Origin of the sequence: Streptomyces sp. NPDC101132 (assembly GCF_044759225.1) — a bacterium.
Classification (GTDB): domain Bacteria; phylum Actinomycetota; class Actinomycetes; order Streptomycetales; family Streptomycetaceae; genus Streptomyces.
Genome location: NZ_JBIVYX010000022.1, coordinates 54751 through 70930 on the forward strand (window position 1 = coordinate 54751; position 16180 = coordinate 70930).

Annotated in this window: 15 protein-coding genes; 10 read left to right on the top strand and 5 right to left on the bottom strand. The window is 75.2% G+C overall.

Features of this window, described 5'->3' with window-relative positions; all coding sequences use genetic code 11:
• Positions 1 to 204: 204 nt before the first annotated feature.
• Both ACIQUR_RS33825 and ACIQUR_RS33830 read right to left on the bottom strand, forming a co-directional pair.
• Positions 205 to 1788: a PucR family transcriptional regulator gene (locus tag ACIQUR_RS33825; protein ID WP_403672990.1), complete on the bottom strand. Its 1584-nt coding sequence runs from the start codon at positions 1786 to 1788 to the stop codon at positions 205 to 207.
• 121 nt (positions 1789 to 1909) lie between these two features.
• Positions 1910 to 4009: an ATP-binding protein gene (locus ACIQUR_RS33830; RefSeq protein WP_403672992.1), complete on the bottom strand. Its 2100-nt coding sequence runs from the start codon at positions 4007 to 4009 to the stop codon at positions 1910 to 1912.
• 221 nt (positions 4010 to 4230) lie between these two features.
• Here ACIQUR_RS33830 and gabT point away from each other — a divergent pair, with 221 nt between their 5' ends.
• On the top strand, positions 4231 to 5565 hold the full coding sequence (gene gabT / locus ACIQUR_RS33835) for a 4-aminobutyrate--2-oxoglutarate transaminase (RefSeq protein WP_403672994.1): 1335 nt from the start codon (positions 4231 to 4233) through the stop codon (positions 5563 to 5565).
• A gap of 445 nt (positions 5566 to 6010) precedes the next feature.
• Positions 6011 to 6520: a phosphatase PAP2 family protein gene (locus ACIQUR_RS33840; RefSeq protein ID WP_403672996.1), complete on the top strand. Its 510-nt coding sequence runs from the start codon at positions 6011 to 6013 to the stop codon at positions 6518 to 6520.
• Here ACIQUR_RS33840 and ACIQUR_RS33845 read toward each other — a convergent pair.
• From ACIQUR_RS33845 to ACIQUR_RS33855, 3 genes are all read right to left on the bottom strand, one after another.
• Positions 6489 to 8300 (bottom strand): chitinase, encoded by a 1812-nt coding sequence (locus ACIQUR_RS33845; protein WP_403672998.1) that lies wholly within the window; start codon positions 8298 to 8300, stop codon positions 6489 to 6491. The two genes, ACIQUR_RS33840 and ACIQUR_RS33845, sit on opposite strands and share 32 nt — an antisense overlap.
• 99 nt (positions 8301 to 8399) lie before the next feature.
• On the bottom strand, positions 8400 to 8873 hold the full coding sequence (locus ACIQUR_RS33850) for a hypothetical protein (protein WP_403673000.1): 474 nt from the start codon (positions 8871 to 8873) through the stop codon (positions 8400 to 8402).
• Positions 8874 to 9041: 168 nt separating this feature from the next.
• Positions 9042 to 9596 (bottom strand): helix-turn-helix transcriptional regulator, encoded by a 555-nt coding sequence (locus ACIQUR_RS33855; protein ID WP_403673002.1) that lies wholly within the window; start codon positions 9594 to 9596, stop codon positions 9042 to 9044.
• Positions 9597 to 9722: 126 nt separating this feature from the next.
• On the opposite strand from ACIQUR_RS33855, the gene tpg reads away from it, so the two are divergent.
• From tpg to ACIQUR_RS33895, 8 genes are all read left to right on the top strand, one after another.
• A complete protein-coding gene (tpg, locus tag ACIQUR_RS33860; RefSeq protein ID WP_403673003.1) occupies positions 9723 to 10280 on the top strand; it encodes a telomere-protecting terminal protein Tpg in 558 nt (185 codons plus the stop codon).
• A 302-nt stretch (positions 10281 to 10582) separates the two neighbouring features.
• The gene (locus ACIQUR_RS33865) at positions 10583 to 11275 is read left to right on the top strand and encodes a hypothetical protein (protein ID WP_403673005.1); all 693 of its coding nucleotides are present in this window, start codon (positions 10583 to 10585) and stop codon (positions 11273 to 11275) included.
• Positions 11272 to 11619 (top strand): hypothetical protein, encoded by a 348-nt coding sequence (locus tag ACIQUR_RS33870; protein ID WP_403673007.1) that lies wholly within the window; start codon positions 11272 to 11274, stop codon positions 11617 to 11619. The genes ACIQUR_RS33865 and ACIQUR_RS33870 overlap by 4 nt, the downstream gene beginning before the upstream one ends.
• Positions 11620 to 11762: 143 nt before the next feature.
• The gene (locus ACIQUR_RS33875) at positions 11763 to 12230 is read left to right on the top strand and encodes a hypothetical protein (protein ID WP_403673008.1); all 468 of its coding nucleotides are present in this window, start codon (positions 11763 to 11765) and stop codon (positions 12228 to 12230) included.
• Positions 12231 to 12500: 270 nt separating this feature from the next.
• Positions 12501 to 13487 carry a helix-turn-helix domain-containing protein gene (locus tag ACIQUR_RS33880; protein ID WP_403673018.1) on the top strand — a complete coding sequence of 329 codons (987 nt, stop codon included), beginning with the start codon at positions 12501 to 12503 and terminating at the stop codon, positions 13485 to 13487.
• 116 nt (positions 13488 to 13603) lie between these two features.
• Entirely contained in the window at positions 13604 to 14086 is a 483-nt protein-coding gene (locus ACIQUR_RS33885; RefSeq protein WP_403673010.1) for a hypothetical protein, read from the top strand.
• 81 nt (positions 14087 to 14167) lie between these two features.
• The gene (locus tag ACIQUR_RS33890) at positions 14168 to 14626 is read left to right on the top strand and encodes a hypothetical protein (RefSeq protein ID WP_403673012.1); all 459 of its coding nucleotides are present in this window, start codon (positions 14168 to 14170) and stop codon (positions 14624 to 14626) included.
• Positions 14627 to 14784: 158 nt separating this feature from the next.
• A complete protein-coding gene (locus tag ACIQUR_RS33895) occupies positions 14785 to 15702 on the top strand; it encodes a hypothetical protein (RefSeq protein WP_403673014.1) in 918 nt (305 codons plus the stop codon).
• The last annotated feature ends 478 nt before the right edge of the window (positions 15703 to 16180 follow it).

A 16180-nucleotide genomic window follows, 5' to 3' on the forward strand; every position in this document is an offset into this window, starting at 1 on the left:
CGGAAGTTGTGCGGTGTCCTTGGTCCCTCCCACCGTAGGACCGACCGGCCGCTCCGTCGTTTATCCGGGTTGGAGTGGGCGACGGCGGTGTCGCGCCGCTTTGTCAGTGTCCCTTCCGGACGTCACCCTTCCGGCCAGGTGCCGGGCGGGGCGGGTACGAGCGGCCGGCGGCGGCGGGTGGCGGGCCGGCGGCCGGCGGCGGGATCACTCCGCCGCGGCCGGCGGGCTGGCCTTGAGGGCCAGCCACAGCTCCATGCGGACGTCCGGGTCGTCCAGGGAGCGGCCGAGGATCTCCTCCACGCGCCGCATCCGGTAGCGCAGGGTGTGCCGGTGGACGCCGAGGTCGGCGGCGGCGGCGTCCCACTGGCCGTGCCGGGAGAGCCAGGCGTGCAGGGAGGCCACGAGGTCGCCCCGGCCGGTGGCGTCGTGCTCCCGCAGGGCGCGCAGCGTGCCGTCGGCGAAGGCGCGTACCGCGTCGTCGGCGAGCAGCGGCAGGACGGAGCCGGCGGCGAGGTCCTCGTGCTCGACGAGGGCGCGCCCGCGGCGGCGGGCCACGGCCAGGGCCTGGTCGGCCTGCTTGTACGCGGCGGCGGCCGTGGCCGGGCCGGCCGGTGCGGACAGCCCCACGACCAGGTCGTCGGTGGCGGGGACGGGGCCGTTGGCGGTCTCGGCGCGGCCCCGGCGGGCCTCCAGTGCCTCGGCGTGGTCGGCGCAGGCGGTGACGGCCGCGCCGCCGTCCCCGGCGAGGACGACGAGCCGGCCGGGCTCCGGTACGACGAGCAGCGCCTCGCCCGCACGGCCCGCGGCGGACTCCACCGCGTCGCCCAGGGCGGTCAGCTCCTCGGGGACGGTGGCCTCGGCGATGAACAGCCGGAACGGCGAGTCGAGGAGGCCGCCGTAGAGGGGGCCGGCGACGGAGCGGGCGTGTTCGGCCTCCCCGGCGAGCAGCATCCGGAGCACGGCGGCGCCCAGCCGGGACTCGGCCTCGTGCAGGGAGCGGGATCGTTCCGTGGTGAGGGTGAGCAGGGCGACCGCGGAGTGGACGGCGTACCGCTCGGCGGTGCCGAGGGGCGCGCCGGTGCCGACGGCGAGGGCACCCCGGGCGCGCCGGCCGGTGCCGAGGGACTGGAGTTCGACGCGGTCCTCGGTGCCGCCGACCACGGCGCTGGCGGGCGCGGGGCGCTCGCGCAGCCGCTCGACGTCGGCGGTGAGGCGGGCGGCGCGGCGGGCGGCCCATTCGGGCGCGGCGGCGACGACGGCGCCGGAGGTGTCGTAGAGCGCGGCCCAGCCCTGGACGTGCGCGGCGAGCTTGCCGAGGATCTCGGCCGGGCCGTCGGCGGACAGGGCGGCCCGGGTGAGTTCGCGCTGGGCCTCGAAACCGGCGGTGACGGCCCGGTACTGGTCGGCGGCCAGGGCCGCGGAGACGGCCTTGGAGATGGCCAGGAACGGGGTGCGGCGGGGCACCTCCAGCAGGGGCAGGTCCTCGGCGCGGGCGGCCTCGACGAGGGCCTCGGGCACCGCCTCGTAGTTGACGCCGACGGCGAAGCCGATGCCGACGACGCCGGCGGCGGCGAGGCGGCGCACGTAGCGGCGCATCTCGTCCGGGTCGTCGGCGTCGAGCTTCATGGCGGTGATCAGCAGCAGCTCGCCGCCCTCCATGTAGGGGACGGGGTCGGCGAGCTCGCTGACGTGGGCCCAGCGCACGGGGGTGTCGAGCCGGTCCTCGCCCGCCCGGACGCTGAGTTTGAGCGCCGAGTGCTGGACGAGCGAGGCGAGGGTGAGCGGCATGGGGACCGTGCACTTTCGGGGGCGGGAGGCAGGGGGAGAGCCGGGGGAGAATTTCGCCGTGGCGTATGAAGGGCTCAGATCGATTCTGCCACCCCGTAGAGGTCGGCTCAGCTCGTTCGCCTCAGCCCTCCAGGTCGACGAGGAGCGGGGCGGCCCGCTCGCCCCGTACCGAGGTCAGCGACAGGACGGCGTGGCCGGGCGGGAGGGAGTGGGCGAGGTCCGAGGCGGACCAGCGGGCCCGCTCGACCTGCCGGACGGTGACGGCGTCGGTGGTGACGGCCTTGCCGGTGACGAGCTTGCGGAAGGAGTGGACGGCGCGGGTGAGCGGCTGGTCGGCGAAGACGGTGCGGCTGGTCACGTCCCGGGCCTCGACCCACTCGGTACCCCAGGCCTCGGCGAAGCGGCCGCCGTCCCAGGTGGTGACGCCGGAGAACGCCATCCGGCAGCCGACCGCGCCGAGCAGCGGGGTGCGCAGCGCCTCCGGTACGTCGTCCAGCGTGCGCAGCGTGAGGACCACCCCGGCGTGCAGCGAGCGGAGCCGCTGGATGCCGCGGACGGTCTCCGGGGTGAGGGCGTGGGCGGCGTCGTCGAGGACCAGGCAGGCGAAGAGCGAGCGGTCGGCGCGGGCCGCGGCGCCGGCGGTGAACTGGGCCAGGACCAGGCGGGCCAGCATCCGGGAGGCGTCGGCGTGGCCGCGCTCGGGGAGGTCGATGCGGACGCGGAGGGGGTGTTCCAGGGAGCGCAGGGAGAAGGGGCGCCCGGCGCCGGTGGTGTCGAAGAACCCGGCGAAGGCGGGCCGGTCGAGCAGGGCCACCCGGTCGGCGAGCAGGGGCGCGGGGTCGCCGTGGGCGCCGGTGGCGCGGGCCCGGGCGTCGAGTTCGCGGAGCATCGGCTGCTGTCCGGCCGCGGCGAGCTCCGCGCGGAGGGCGTCGACGGTCCCGGGGACCGCGTCGAGCAGTTCGCGGAGCTCCGGGACACCGGGGAAGCGCCCGTACGCCGCCCGGAAGGGGCCGAGCAGCTGGGCGAGGGCGGTGGCGGCGCGGCGTACGTCGGCACCGGGGACGTCCCCCGCGAGGGCCTCGGCGAGCAGGCCGGCGGCCTCGTCGGCGTCGGTGGTGCCGCCGTAGAGGTCGAGGTCGTAGCGGGAGGCGGGGTCGCCGACGCGGACCACGACGTCGTACGCGTCGTCGGGGCCGAGCCGGGTGCCGGCCGCTCCGACGGCGACGACGGCGGCCTGGCCGGCCAGCGCCTGGAGGGCGAGGGACTCGACGACGGGCCGGACGAGGCGGGCGGTCTTGCCCGCGCCGGAGGGGCCGACGGCGAGAAGCGAGGTGCCGAGGAGGCCGGTGTCGAGGGCGACGCCGGTGCCGCGGCGGGCGTAGGGGTTGCGCTCGCCGGGGTCGGCGCGGCCGATGCGGACCTGGCCGGTGACGAGGTCGTGGCGGGCGGCGCGGACGGGCAGGTCCCGCACGCCGGAGGGGTGCACGCAGGCGCCGGCGCCCTTGTCGCGCACGGCCTGCGCGAAGGCGCGCAGCCGCGAGGGGTCGGCCTGCACGGACCGCCAGGCCCGCCGGATCCGGGCGTAGTCGACGTCGTTCATCCGCCCGCCGACCACCTCCCCCCGCAACAACTCGGCCACCTCCCCCAACCCACCACCCCGCACCTCACCCCACTCCACAGGGTCCTCGGCGGGGGCCGGGGCCGCCGTCTGCGGCGTCTGCCGCTGGAGGACCGGCGCGAAGAGCCGCCGGAGCAGCTCCGGCCAACGGCCCAGGCGTCCGAAGGTCACGGCGAGGATGAGGATGACGATGCCGTACCAGACGTACGCGGCGACGACGGCGGGGACGCTTTCGCTGCCCTGCCACGAGTCCGGCGTGAACATGTAGAGCGGCCAGAGCCAGAAGCCGCCGAGGTACATGTTCCAGAGCAACGACCAGAGCAGCACCCCCGCCAGCATCGAGATGAGCGCGCCGGCGACCAGTTGCCGCACCGGCGTGACCTCGGGCTCCGTCAGGGCACGCGGGACGTGGCCCGGGCGCCAGGTGCCCGGGGGGGCCTGGGGGCGGGGGGTGCGGAGCCAGTCGGCCAGGGGTGGGGTGGTGGCGGGGGCGTGGGCCGGGGGCGGGGGGACGTGCGGGGCGCCGGCCTGCGCGGGGAGACCGGCCCCCTTGGTGCCGTACGCGCCGCCACCCGCCGCCTCGTGCGTGCCTTCGGTGTCCATGACCCCTGCCCCCTGACCGCTCACAGTGCTGCGCCGCTCAATGTAGTGGCCGTGCGCGCCCCACGAGCTGCGTCCCGGCATGATCCACGAGACACTCCCTATGGCCGCAGCGGACAAGGACACGCGGAGACCACTCCCGAACGGAGCATGCCCCGCCCCCCTCGCCGGGCCTAGCCTGCGGACAAAGACACAGTTGCGTCCGAAACACCCCAGGAGCCCCCATGACCGCTGTTCCGCAGGAGCGCAAGCTCGTCACCGCGATCCCCGGCCCCAAGTCGCAGGAGCTGCAGGCCCGCCGCCTCGGCACCGTGGCCGGCGGCGTGGGCTCGGTGCTCCCCGTCTTCACGGCCCGTGCGGGCGGCGGCATCATCGAGGACATCGACGGCAACCGCCTGATCGACTTCGGCTCCGGCATCGCCGTGACCTCCGTCGGCGCCTCCGCCGAGGCCGTCGTGCGCCGCGCCTCCGCGCAGCTGGCCGACTTCACCCACACCTGTTTCATGGTCACCCCCTACGAGGGCTACGTGGAGGTCTGCGAGGCCCTCGCCGAGCTGACCCCGGGCGACCACGCCAAGAAGTCGGCGCTGTTCAACTCCGGCGCCGAGGCCGTCGAGAACGCCGTCAAGATCGCCCGTGCGTACACCAAGCGCCAGGCCGTCGTCGTCTTCGACCACGGCTACCACGGCCGCACCAACCTCACGATGGCGCTGACGGCGAAGAACATGCCGTACAAGCAGGGCTTCGGTCCGTTCGCGCCCGAGGTCTACCGCGTGCCGGTCGCCTACGGCTACCGCTGGCCCACCGGCCCGGAGAACTGTGGCCCCGAGGCCGCCGCCCAGGCCATCGACCAGATCAGCAAGCAGATCGGCGCCGAGAACGTCGCCGCGATCATCATCGAGCCGGTCCTCGGCGAGGGCGGCTTCATCGAGCCGGCCAAGGGCTTCCTGCCGGCCATCGTGAAGTTCGCCAACGACAACGGCATCGTCTTCGTCGCGGACGAGATCCAGTCCGGCTTCTGCCGCACCGGCCAGTGGTTCGCGTGTGAGGACGAGGGCATCGTCCCGGACCTGATCACCACCGCCAAGGGCATCGCCGGCGGTCTGCCGCTGGCGGCCGTCACCGGCCGCGCCGAGATCATGGACGCCCCGCACGCGGGCGGCCTGGGCGGCACCTACGGCGGCAACCCGGTGGCCTGCGCCGGCGCGCTGGGCTCCATCGAGACCATGAAGGAGCTCGACCTCAACGGCAAGGCCAAGCGCATCGAGGAGGTCATGAAGACCCGCCTCTCCGCGATGGCCGAGAAGTTCGACGTCATCGGCGACATCCGCGGCCGCGGCGCCATGATCGCCATCGAGCTGGTCACGGACCGCGCCACCAAGGAGCCGAACGCGGCCGCCGCCGCCGCGCTGGCGAAGGCCTGCCACGCCGAGGGCGTGCTGGTCCTCACCTGTGGCACCTACGGCAACGTGCTCCGCTTCCTGCCGCCGCTGGTGATCGGCGAGGACCTGCTGAACGAGGGCCTGGACGTCATCGAGGCCGCGTTCTCGGCCATCTGAACGGCCAGGGCTTGAACACCCTTTCGGGGTACCGCCGGTAACGGTCGGGCACTGTGAAGAAGGTGTGGGGGGCCGATGGCGGGACCGCGTTCCCGCTGTCGGTCCCCTTTTCGGTGCCGTACGGTTTCTGCAGATGAGTGAAACACCCCGCCCGCGGGAGACCGCGGACGAAGCCGGCACCGAGCTTCCCCAGCTCCCTGACGGTCGTGTCTTCACCCACCCCGCCGGAGCCTCTGGTCCCGGCACTCCTCACCGATCGGACGGCCGCCCGCTCCAAACCCCCCGGAGCGCGCGGCGACCCGATCCGGGCGGCCGCCCCGGAACCATCCCCCCTGTTCCGGGGCGGCCGGCCTTCTCGGCAGCGCGAGGGGCGGCGTTCTGCGCCGCCCTCTGCGCGCTGCTCTTCTCCCTGATCACCTGGCAGGTGCTGGTCCGGGGACCCCTGTTGGGCCCGGACGAGCGGCTGAGCCGCGCCCTGGTGCGGGCCGTGCCCGATGCCGTCACCGAGCGGCTGGCCGACCTCGGCAACGTCCCGGTGGCCGTGCCCGTGCTGGTGCTCGCCATGGCGTACGCGGTGCGCCGCTCCCGGCACTGGGTGCCGGCGCTGACCGCCGGCCTGTCGATGGCCCTGGTGCCGGCGGTGATCGTGCCGCTCAAGGCGTGGACGGCCCGGCCGGGCCCGCTGGAGCCGTGGGCCGCCGGGTACTACCCCTCGGGCCACACGGCCACCGCCGCGGTCGCGTACACCGCCGCGGCCCTGCTCGTACGCCCCTGCGTGCGCCGGACGTGGCCGCTGCCGCTCGCCCTCGCCCTGGCCGCCCTGACGGCCGCGGGTCTGGTGCTGCGCGGCTGGCACTGGCCGCTGGACGTGCTGGCCAGTGCCTGCCTGAGCTTCCTGCTGGTGCTGCCGGTGGCGCGGGCCGTCAGCCGAAGTACGCGTCGAAGTTCCGGCTGAACTCCCAGCCCCCGAACCGGTCCCAGTTGACCGACCAGGTCATCAGCCCGCGCAGGGCGGGCCAGGTGCCGTGGGTGGCGTACGCACCGCAGTTGGTCTTCTTCGTGAGGCAGTCCAGCGCCTTGTTCACCTCGGCGGGCGGGGTGTGGCCGTTGCCGGCGTTCGTCGTGGCGGGCAGGCCGATGGCCACCTGCTCGGGCCGCAGCGGCGGGAAGACGCGGGCGGTGTTGCCGGCCACGGGGAAGCCGGTGAGCAGCATGTCGGTCATGGCGATGTGGAAGTCGGCGCCGCCCATCGAGTGGTACTGGTTGTCGAGACCCATGATCGGCCCGGAGTTGTAGTCCTGGACGTGCAGCAGGGTGAGGTCGTCGCGCAGGGCGTGGATGACGGGCAGGTAGGCGCCGGCCCGCGGGTCCTGGCCGCCCCACTGGCCCGAGCCGTAGAACTGGTAGCCGAGCTGCACGAAGAAGGTCTCGGGCGCCATGGTCAGCACGAAGTCAGGGCCGTAGCGGGCCTTGAGGGTCTTCAGGGCCGAGATCAGGTTGACGATCACGGGCGTGGTGGGGCTGCGGAAGTCGGTGTCGCCGGTGGCCAGGGAGAGGGAGTGGCCCTCGAAGTCGATGTCCAGTCCGTTGAGCCCGTACTCGTCGATGATCTTCGAGACGGAGGAGACGAAGGCGTCGCGGGCGGTGGTGGTCGCCAGCTGCACCTGGCCGTTCTGGCCGCCTATGGAGATCAGGACCTTCTTGCCCGCCGCCTGCTTGGCCCTGATCGCGGCCTTGAACTCGGCGGCCGTCTCGACGTTGGGGCACTCGGCGGCCGGGCAGAGGGCGAAGCGGATGTCGCCGGAGGTGACCGAGGTCGGCTCGCCGAAGGCCAGGTTGATCACGTCCCAGGAGTCGGGCACGTCGGCCATCCGGACGTAGCCGGAGCCGTTGGCGAAGCTCGCGTGCAGGTAGCCGACGAGGGCGTGCGCGGGCAGCCCGCCGCCGGGGTTGCCCCCGCCGCCGGTCGTGGTGGCGGGCACGGCCGCGCTCCTGGCCGACTCCCCGGCGCTGTTGGTGGCGCTGACCTGGAAGGTGTACGTCGTGGAGGCGGCCAGTCCGGTGACGGTGGCGGTGGTGCCGGTCGTGGTGAGCACCTGGGCGCCGTCGCGGTACACGCGGTAGCCGGTGGCGCCGGCCACCGGGTTCCAGGAGAGGCCGATGCTGCTGCTGGTCGCGCCGCCCGCGGTGAGTCCGGCCGGCGAGGCGGGCGGCTGCTCCTGGCCGCCGTCGGGGGTGGGGCCGACGAGCGTGAGGTCGTCGACGTGGTGCGCGGGCTGGCCGTACCAGCCGTGCGTGTAGACGGTGACCCGGGTGGTGGCGGCGCCGGTGGTGAAGCTGGTGGAGAGCCTGGTCCAGCCGCCGGCGGACTGGGTCCAGGTGGACGTGTCGGTGGTGCCGGTGCCGGTGGCGCCCAGGTACACGTACGCGCCCTGGACCCAGGCCGAGAGGGTGTACGTGGAGCCCGGCCGGACGGTGACGGTCTGCGCGCAGCGCGCGTTGTCCTGGCCGGCCGGGGTGGCCCTGAGCGCGGAACTCCCGCCGTGGACCGGGCTGCTGACGGTGGTTCCGCTGCCGGCGGTGCAGGTCCAGCCGTCGAGGCCGGACTCGAAGCCGCCGTTGCGTGCGAGGTCGGTGTCGGCCGCGGCGGCGGACGGGACCGCCGCGGCGAGTCCGGCCGCGGCGAGGGCCGCCGTGACCAGACCGGAGAGGAAGCGCGTGGGGGTGCGCGGCACAACTGCCTCCGTACATGGGGGGAGTTCGGCACGCGGCGGGTCGGCGCGTGCCGGGGAGGAGCCGGATCGCGCACAACATGGTCCAGACCAATGGGCTTGTCAAGCCCCCTCGTTCCCCTCGCCCGCCACCACGGCCGCCGCCTCGTGCATCGCCAGCTCCAGGACGGCCGGGTCGGTGAGGACGCCGGAGCCGTCCGGCGGTACCAGCCAGCGCACCCCGCCGGTGGCCCGGCCGGGGTACGGGACCACGATCCAGGTGCCGCGGCCGGCGCCCCGTACGCCCGTGCCCAGCCAGCGCGCGGCGGTGCCCGCGGGGACGAAGAAGCCCAGCCGGGAGTCGCCGAAGTCGGCGAGCACCGGGCCGGGCCGGGCGACCAGGCGCCCGAGCACGCCGAGGGTCGGGTGCCCGAGGCCGCCGGGCAGGATCAGGACGTCCCAGCTCCGGCCCGCGGGGAGGAGCGTGACCCCGAGCGGGCTGCGCTCCCACTCCCAGCGGCAGGCGTCGGGATCCGGCGCCACCGAAACCAGCCATTCCACCGCGGCCTTCGCCGACGGTTCCTCCGAGCGGGACATGGGCTGCTCTCCCTCCGTGTTGACGGCACGTCTTACCCGGGGAGAGCGCGGTGCGGCCCCGCTATGACGCGGGTCCGGCCGTCGGACGGTGGTGCGGGGGGTCGCGTCCCGATCATGGTTGTGGGGCCCCCGGGGCCGGGGGGGGGCCCCCCGCCGTCGTCTGCTGGGTCAGGACCGGCCGCCCCACCACCGCCGGCGCGGCCCGTCCGCCTCGGCGGCCGGGGCGGGGGCCGGTTCGGCCTGAGACTGGCCGGGCACGGTCGGCCCGGCCGGCGGGGTGAGCGCGGCCCGCTCCGGGGCGGGGGTCAGGGCGGCCACGGCCCGCTGCAAGTCGGCGATCCGCTCGCCCCGCTCCGCAAGTTGCGCGCGCAGGTGCTCGGCCTCGGCCTGGGCGAGTTGCTGCCCGAACCGGGCCTCGGCCAGGGCCAGGGCGTGCTCCGCGCGGATCCGGTCCAGCTCGGCCCGCAGGGCGGCCGCGTCCTGGCCCGCGCCGTCGGCCGGAGCGGCGGGGCCGGCCGGGGCCTCGGCGGCGGGGTCCGCCGGGGCGGGGGCATTGATCCGGAACCCAGCGGCCAACAGGGCATCCACCGGGATCATCCATCCCCGTGACGGGTCCTCCACACAACCAGGCAGGTCACCGGCCTCACGGCGGCGGCGGATGGTGGAGCGGCTGACGCCGCACGCGGCCGCCGCCTCCCGCTGAGTCAGCATCGGACGCGTCATGCGGAACATCCTCCCCGGCCGCGCACACCGCTGGCAGGGCGACCCACCAGGTCGCCGGTCCACCGCACCACCACTACACGATCATGAAGCGTGTCCCGGGCTCGGGACAGAACCGGAGGGGACTACATGGGCATCGTCGGAGACAGCCTGGACAGAGCCGCGCAGGCGGCCGGCACCCGGCCGATCCCCAAGAGCGCGGGCGCGCAGATGCGGTACCTGGTCAAGCAGCACAAGGGCTCCACCAAGGCCGTGGCCGCCCTACTGGGCGTCTCGCAGCGCACCGTCGAGCGGTACGTGAAAGACCAGATCAAGCGCCCCAAGCCTGACTTGGCCGCCCGGATGGAGACCGAGGTCAAGCGCCGGTGGCAGCCCCTGGTGCGCAAGCGCGCCCGGGAGCGGGCCGCTACCCAGACCGGTCTGGTCATCGAGACCCGGGCCCGCTTCGGGTTCACCGCCGCTCCCGGTACGACGGACGACGGGCGGATGCGCCGGATCACCCAGCACCTTCCCCCGGAGTACGCGGGCCGGCTGCTGGCCGCCCAGGACGCCGGAGCCTCCGAGGCCGACCTACAGCGGATCGCCGCCGAGGGCTTGCAGGACGTCTACTTCCGGGACGGCGGCGGCCGAGCCCAGGGGCTGCTGGTGGAGTTCACCGACATCGACTACATCGACGTGAACCTGTGAAGCCGCGCCCTGTGAGGCTGTGAGCCTCACAGGCTGTTTTCCCAGGTCAGAGCGGTGCACCCGTTCTGCAGGCTGGGTGTTGTGAGCACTTCGAGCGGGGCCGTCACCGACCGGTGGCGGCCCCGCTCCGCTGTGCCCGCGGCCATCCCCCGGGAGGGTGAATCTGTCCTCGCGTACGCAGGCGCAGCAGGGGTGCATAACCCCCAACTCGGGCTAACTGTGCGGTACTTGACAGTTTTTGGAACGTACCGGCATGTTTCCGGCACCGCCCGGAGCGGGCGGCGTACCGGAGGGAGAGCACGGTGGGCAAGCGCGCTGAGTACGACGAGGGGCAGGCCGCGGGGCGGCTGCGGGTGAGGCGGCCCGAGTTCCGGTGGGCCGTGCACACCGGGGCGGTTCCGGCCGGGGACGTGCGAGCGGGGGTGTGGTCGCGGGCCGCGGTGGAGGCCATGGACGCTGGCGCGATCCGCGCCGGCCTGCCCTGCGTGCTGTCGGGGCGCGGGGCCGCCGACCGGCTGGCCGCGGCCCTGGGCACCCCGAACCCCGCCCCCGGCCAGGGACCGGCCCAGGTCACGGTGTTCGCGGTGCGGGAGATGGTGACGGCCGGGCTCCTTACCGACCTCTCCGGCGACCCGGCCCAGCCTGCCCTCCACCCGGACCAGGTGGCCGCCCTGGCCGCGCGCCCGGACCTGGCCGCCCTGCTGGCCGAGGCCGTGCCCCTCGGCCCGGACCAGGCCGCCGCCCGCCTCGGCGTACGCCGCAGCACCTGGGACCACGTGGTCCGCCTCGGGTGGGTGCGCCACGCCCAGGAGGTGAAGGTGAGGTTCGGCGCGGCCCGCGGCGGAACGGTCTCGATCCCGCTCTACCGGGCCGGGGACATCGACCGGTTGCCCGCCGACCATCCAGAGGTGGACTGGCCCGCACTGCGCGCCGCGCCCAAGGGCCGGCGCTCCCCGCTCGCTGCCCTGCCCACCCCGGCCGGGGCCGGCCGATGAGCAGCGAGTGGGGCCGCTACCGGGACATGGACGCCTACTTCGGCCCGGAGGTCGGGGCGGCGCTGGACGCGGCCGCGCGCACCGGGGTCCCGTACCTGGCCCTTGCATACCTGGTCCGCCCGGACGCCGACCGGGGCCCTTGCCGCGGGCTGGTCCGGCTCAACGTGGTGGCGCTCCGGGACCGCTACATCATTCACACCGCCGAATACCCGGCCGACGAATTCGACCCCCGGAAAGCGTCAATCACCCTCGCCCGGGACGGATTCGGAACTGTCATGTGGGAGGAATGCAAAACCGATACACACACCGCTTTGGCAATTCCTGAAGAACGCGATGAGTGGTGAATTCAGCGACGTACGCGACGGAGTAATTCAGCTGACGTCACGTCAGATAGGTGTGTTTCCGTCATGCGGACCTCTCGAAGGGGTCCGCGTGGTGCGGCCGTTGTAGTGACACCTGCGCGGAGCGTGGCGGTAGGGTTTCGGCCATGCCGACGGACACCGGCCCCGCCGCCCCGACCGGGCACCCGCCCCGGCGGTTCGGGCTGGCTCCGGCTCCCTCGGCCCCCGCCGCCGACCCGGCCCCCGCCGACCGCCCCGCGAACCGCACGACCCGCCGGGCCGCGGCCGCCCGCCGTTCCGCGCTGCACCGCCCGCTGCACCGGCTCTGGACGGGCCGTTGGCAGGGCTGGCCCCACATGGCCGCCGTCCTCGCCGTGCTCCGCTCCCGCAGCGCGCGCGGCGCCTGGGCGGCCCGCTGGGCCCAGGACACTGTCCTGGCTGACTGGCCCGGGGGAGTGGGCACCCCGGCCACGGCGGTCCTGCGCGCCCTCGGCCTTCCGGCCGGCCGCGCGCCCTGGCACATACCCCTGCACGCGCGCCGCTCGACGCGTGCCCGCGCGGCCGGCACCGCCTGGTGCCCGGCCGCTGCGCCCTGCACCCCGCACGGCCCCTGAACTCCTGAGCAACTACGACCCGCCCTGGCCTCGGCCGCGGCGGTGCTCCGGCGTTCGGTCGGCCCGACGGGCCCCTGGAAACACCAAAGCCCCCGGTTACGACCCCGGGGGCTGGCGGTGCAGTGTTTTACAAACCACCTGGAGTGTAGCGGTGATGGCTGACACCCGCGCGTACTCTGCGCGCGTCCCTGCCTGTTCCTCCGCCTCCGCCGTGAGCGGGGGCCGGCCGTGAGCTTCGAAGCCCTGCGATGGGCGACCGGCTGCGCGCCGGTGGCCGACGTCAACGAGTTCGCCGTACTGGCGGTGCTGGCGGAGAAGGCCGGCCCAGACGGCTGCAATGCCTACCCATCCCGCCCGACCATCGCAGAGCGGGCCCGCGTGGACGACCGGACCGTGCTCCGGTCTCTCCAGCGGCTGGAGGCACGCGGCCTGATCGCACGGGGTGACCAGCAGGCCGCCGCCTACATCCGCGCCGACCGCCGACCGGTCGTCTACGACCTGATGATCCCCGCGGCCTGGTTCGCGGACGGTCTTGACCGCGTCAACGCCCACCGCCAGAAGACCGGCCGGCCCCCGCTGACCACAGCCGCCCGCCCCGACCTTCCCGACCGGCCCGCCAAGACCGCCCGATGCGACAAGGGCAGGAAGCGCCCCGCGAAGGGCTCCGGACGGGGTGACTCGCAGTCCTCCGGCGCGGCCGACGACGGGGTGACTGATCGCCACCCCGTCCCCGCTCCACGCAGTCGTTCACGGGGTGACTCGCAGCCGCCCCGCGGCCCCGGCGACGGGGTGACTGACGGGCACCCCGGCCTCCCGCGGCCGCAGCCGCACGGCCCCGCCGGCCCGGACGCGCGGGGTGACTCGCAGTGCCTCGGCGGGGGTTCTCACGGGGTGTCTCTCAGTCCGGCACGGGGTGTCTCTCAGTCCGCCACGGGGTGTCTGGCAGACACCCAAATCGGTTCAGTAACCCTGTCCAGAACCGGAGAAGAAGCGCCTGCGGCGCGAAGCGTCGCTGACGCCCGCAGGGCTACTACCGGTAGTAGCGCGTACGGGCGCGCGAGCGGCTGCGCCGCGTCCGCCGACGCTGGCGCGCCGGACCCCTCGCCCCGCCCCCTTCACGGCACCCCGCAGCCGCCCGCCGCCCCGCAGCAGCCGGACGTGCCCGAGGCCGGAGCGCGGCCGCCCGCCGCCGCGGCGGCCCTTCCCACGCAGCAGCAGCGGCCAGGAGTCGACTGCGCCCCGTCCGTACCCGTCTGACGGCCCGTACGGCCCGCTGCGCAGCGATCAGCCGCCGGGCGGCCATCCGGTCGTCCGGGAAGGGGATCGGCCCGCAGCGGGCCGCACAGGGCCTCCGCGAACCCTCGGAGGTCGAGATGACTGCCACCCTTGCCCGCCCCCGTCCCCGCCGGCTCCTCGCGCCCAGACCGGCGCGGCCGCCCGGGAGCCTGCTCCGCCACGTCCTGGCTGTGGCGGTCGGCCCGGACGACGTTGCCCGGGTCCTGCTGCTGGCCGAGCACGCCGGGGGAGGCCTGCGGGTCCGCCGCGCCCGCTGCTGGCCGTCTGGCGCCCCCACGGGGCCGCTGCTGGCCGTCCTGGGCACCCTGTACCGGGCGGGCGCGGACCAGACGCCCACGGCCGTGCACATAGCGCCCGGCGGCCCCGGGCCGTGGCTGGCCCTGGTCCGCCGCGCGGTCGGCCCCCTCGCGCAGATCACCGTGCACACCGCCCCGGCCGCCGACTGGACCGCGGCCGCCGCCCTGGCCATGACCGTGCTCGGCGCTGACCCGGCCGAGGACCCCGAGCACCTGGCCGTGCTCGCCGAGCGCGCGATCCGCCGGGCCGGCGGGCGCGAGTAGCCCCCTCGGGCGACAACTCCCGGTTGTCGGAGGCGACCCGACAACCGCGCGTTGTCGGTGGCGGCCGCTACCCTCCGCGCCGTGAGCGACTGCCCCGGGCCGGACCCGGACGAGAACGCCCCCGATCCGGTCTGCCTGTCCTGCGGCCACGACATCTGCGGGTCCTGCACCACGGCCCACGCCCTGCCCGGCGCGCACCTGTGCCTGCCCTGCGCCGAGGCGTACGGCGGCCAGGAGCTGGCGGAGGTGCTGGAGTCCTCCGAGGCCTACGCGGCGGCCCTGGCGAACCTGCGCGCGGACCCCTCCCTGGCCCGCCTCGGCCCGCAGGACGACCGGCCGCCGACTCTCCAGGAGTGCGCGGAAGCCGGGTCAGCGTTCGTGAACGGCACCGTGGACACGGCACGCTGCGCGGAGTGCGGAGGCCCCGCCTGCACCCACTGCGAAGCCCACCTGACCGCCGGCCCGCACACCCCGTGCGAGGAGTGCGGCCGCCGCCTGCTCCACGTCCTGAACCCTGCGGAAATCCACCGGCAAAACTGAGCGCATATCAGTTAGATAACGGACACACCGGCGCTAAATCCCGCAGCAAATCAGCCACATGAACCGCACCCGAACCGCACACGCTCCGCCCGCACATGCGAGACACTGGAACCTGGGATGACAGCGCACATGTTCCGGCGCAAGAAAGGGGCGGGGGAGTGACGACACCAGCCGCCGAGCACCTCCCGGCCGCCGTCACCATGCGCTGCCCCGTGTGCGGACGGGACGTGACGACCAGCCAGAGCGGCAACACCACCCGGTGCCCCAAGACGCGCGGCGGCTGCGGAACCCCGATCCCGGTCCCGGCCGGCACCACCCGGCCCCCGGTCGAACTCGACTGCTACGACTGCGGCCACACCTGGACCACCCGAGCCAAAGCCGGGAGCACCGTGCGCTGCCCCGGCTGCTCCCACCCCCGCCGGGTGCCCGCCGCCGCCCGCGCCGAGGACGCACCGCCCCCTGCCCCGCTCCCGGCCCGCAGACCCGCACCGCCGCCGACCCCACCCCGCCGGGACCCCGCACCCCGCTCCCCACGGCAGGACCCGGCCGAGGACGACGCCCAGGCCGAGCAGGAGCGCGCCCAGCGCCGGGCGGACACCCGCCGCGCCCTGGCCGAACTCCGGGCGGCCCTACGGCCGTCCACGGCCCCCGCGGCCCCCGCGGCCCCCGCGGCGCGGACCGCCCCGGCCGCCTCGGCACCCCGCCGGGCCCCGCAGCAGCCGGCCCCCGCCCCCGGGAGGCGCTTCACACCCCGCCCCGAGGCCGTACGCGGCCCGGTGACGGCCCCGGCCACCGCACGGCGCCGCACGGCAGCAGCCGCGTTCCTAGACGCCCTCGGCGGCGCCCTGCGGCTCCGTGCGGACGCCCCGCCCGGCGGCTGCGAAGCCCTGGATCCCACCCGGCCGCTCGAACACCGCGCCTGCGGCCAGCTGGCCGCGCTCACCGTGCAGTTCACCGACCAGCGCGGCCGCCACACCCTCGTGCACGCCTGCACCACTCACGCCGAGGCCCTGCGCTACCTCGCCACCACCCGCCCCGGCCTCCGGGCAACCCTCCGCGCCTACACCCCCGCCTGACCGCCCCGAGGCCGAAACACACACCCCGGCCCCCACCGCCCGGACCGGCCCCCCGGAGACCCCGGAAATGCCACGGAAAGGCCGCAGGGCCCCGGGAAGGGGAGCGGAAGGGGGTCCCAACCGCCCCCACCCTGCGGTATGCTCACGGAGCGTCACAGAATCCAAACTCAGCTTTGGATTCGAGACCACCCCCGCCACCCTCCCTCGTAGCCAGCCGCCCGCGCAGCGGGCCAGGGGCCGGGGAGCGAAGCGACCGGGCCCCACCCCCGTACAACCCAGCAATGGCAAGGGGAGCGCAGCGACCCGCAGCCCCCACCCCAGAGGGCTGGAGCGAAGCGGAAGACCTCCGCCGAAGCTCGCGCAGCGAGCGCCAGCCGCCCCTCGCGCAGCGAGGGGCCCTCACACTCCGTCACGTCCCGCGCGCAGCGCGGGCGTTCCCTTCCAGAGCGCGCAGCGCTCTGGGTCCCGCTCCGCGGGG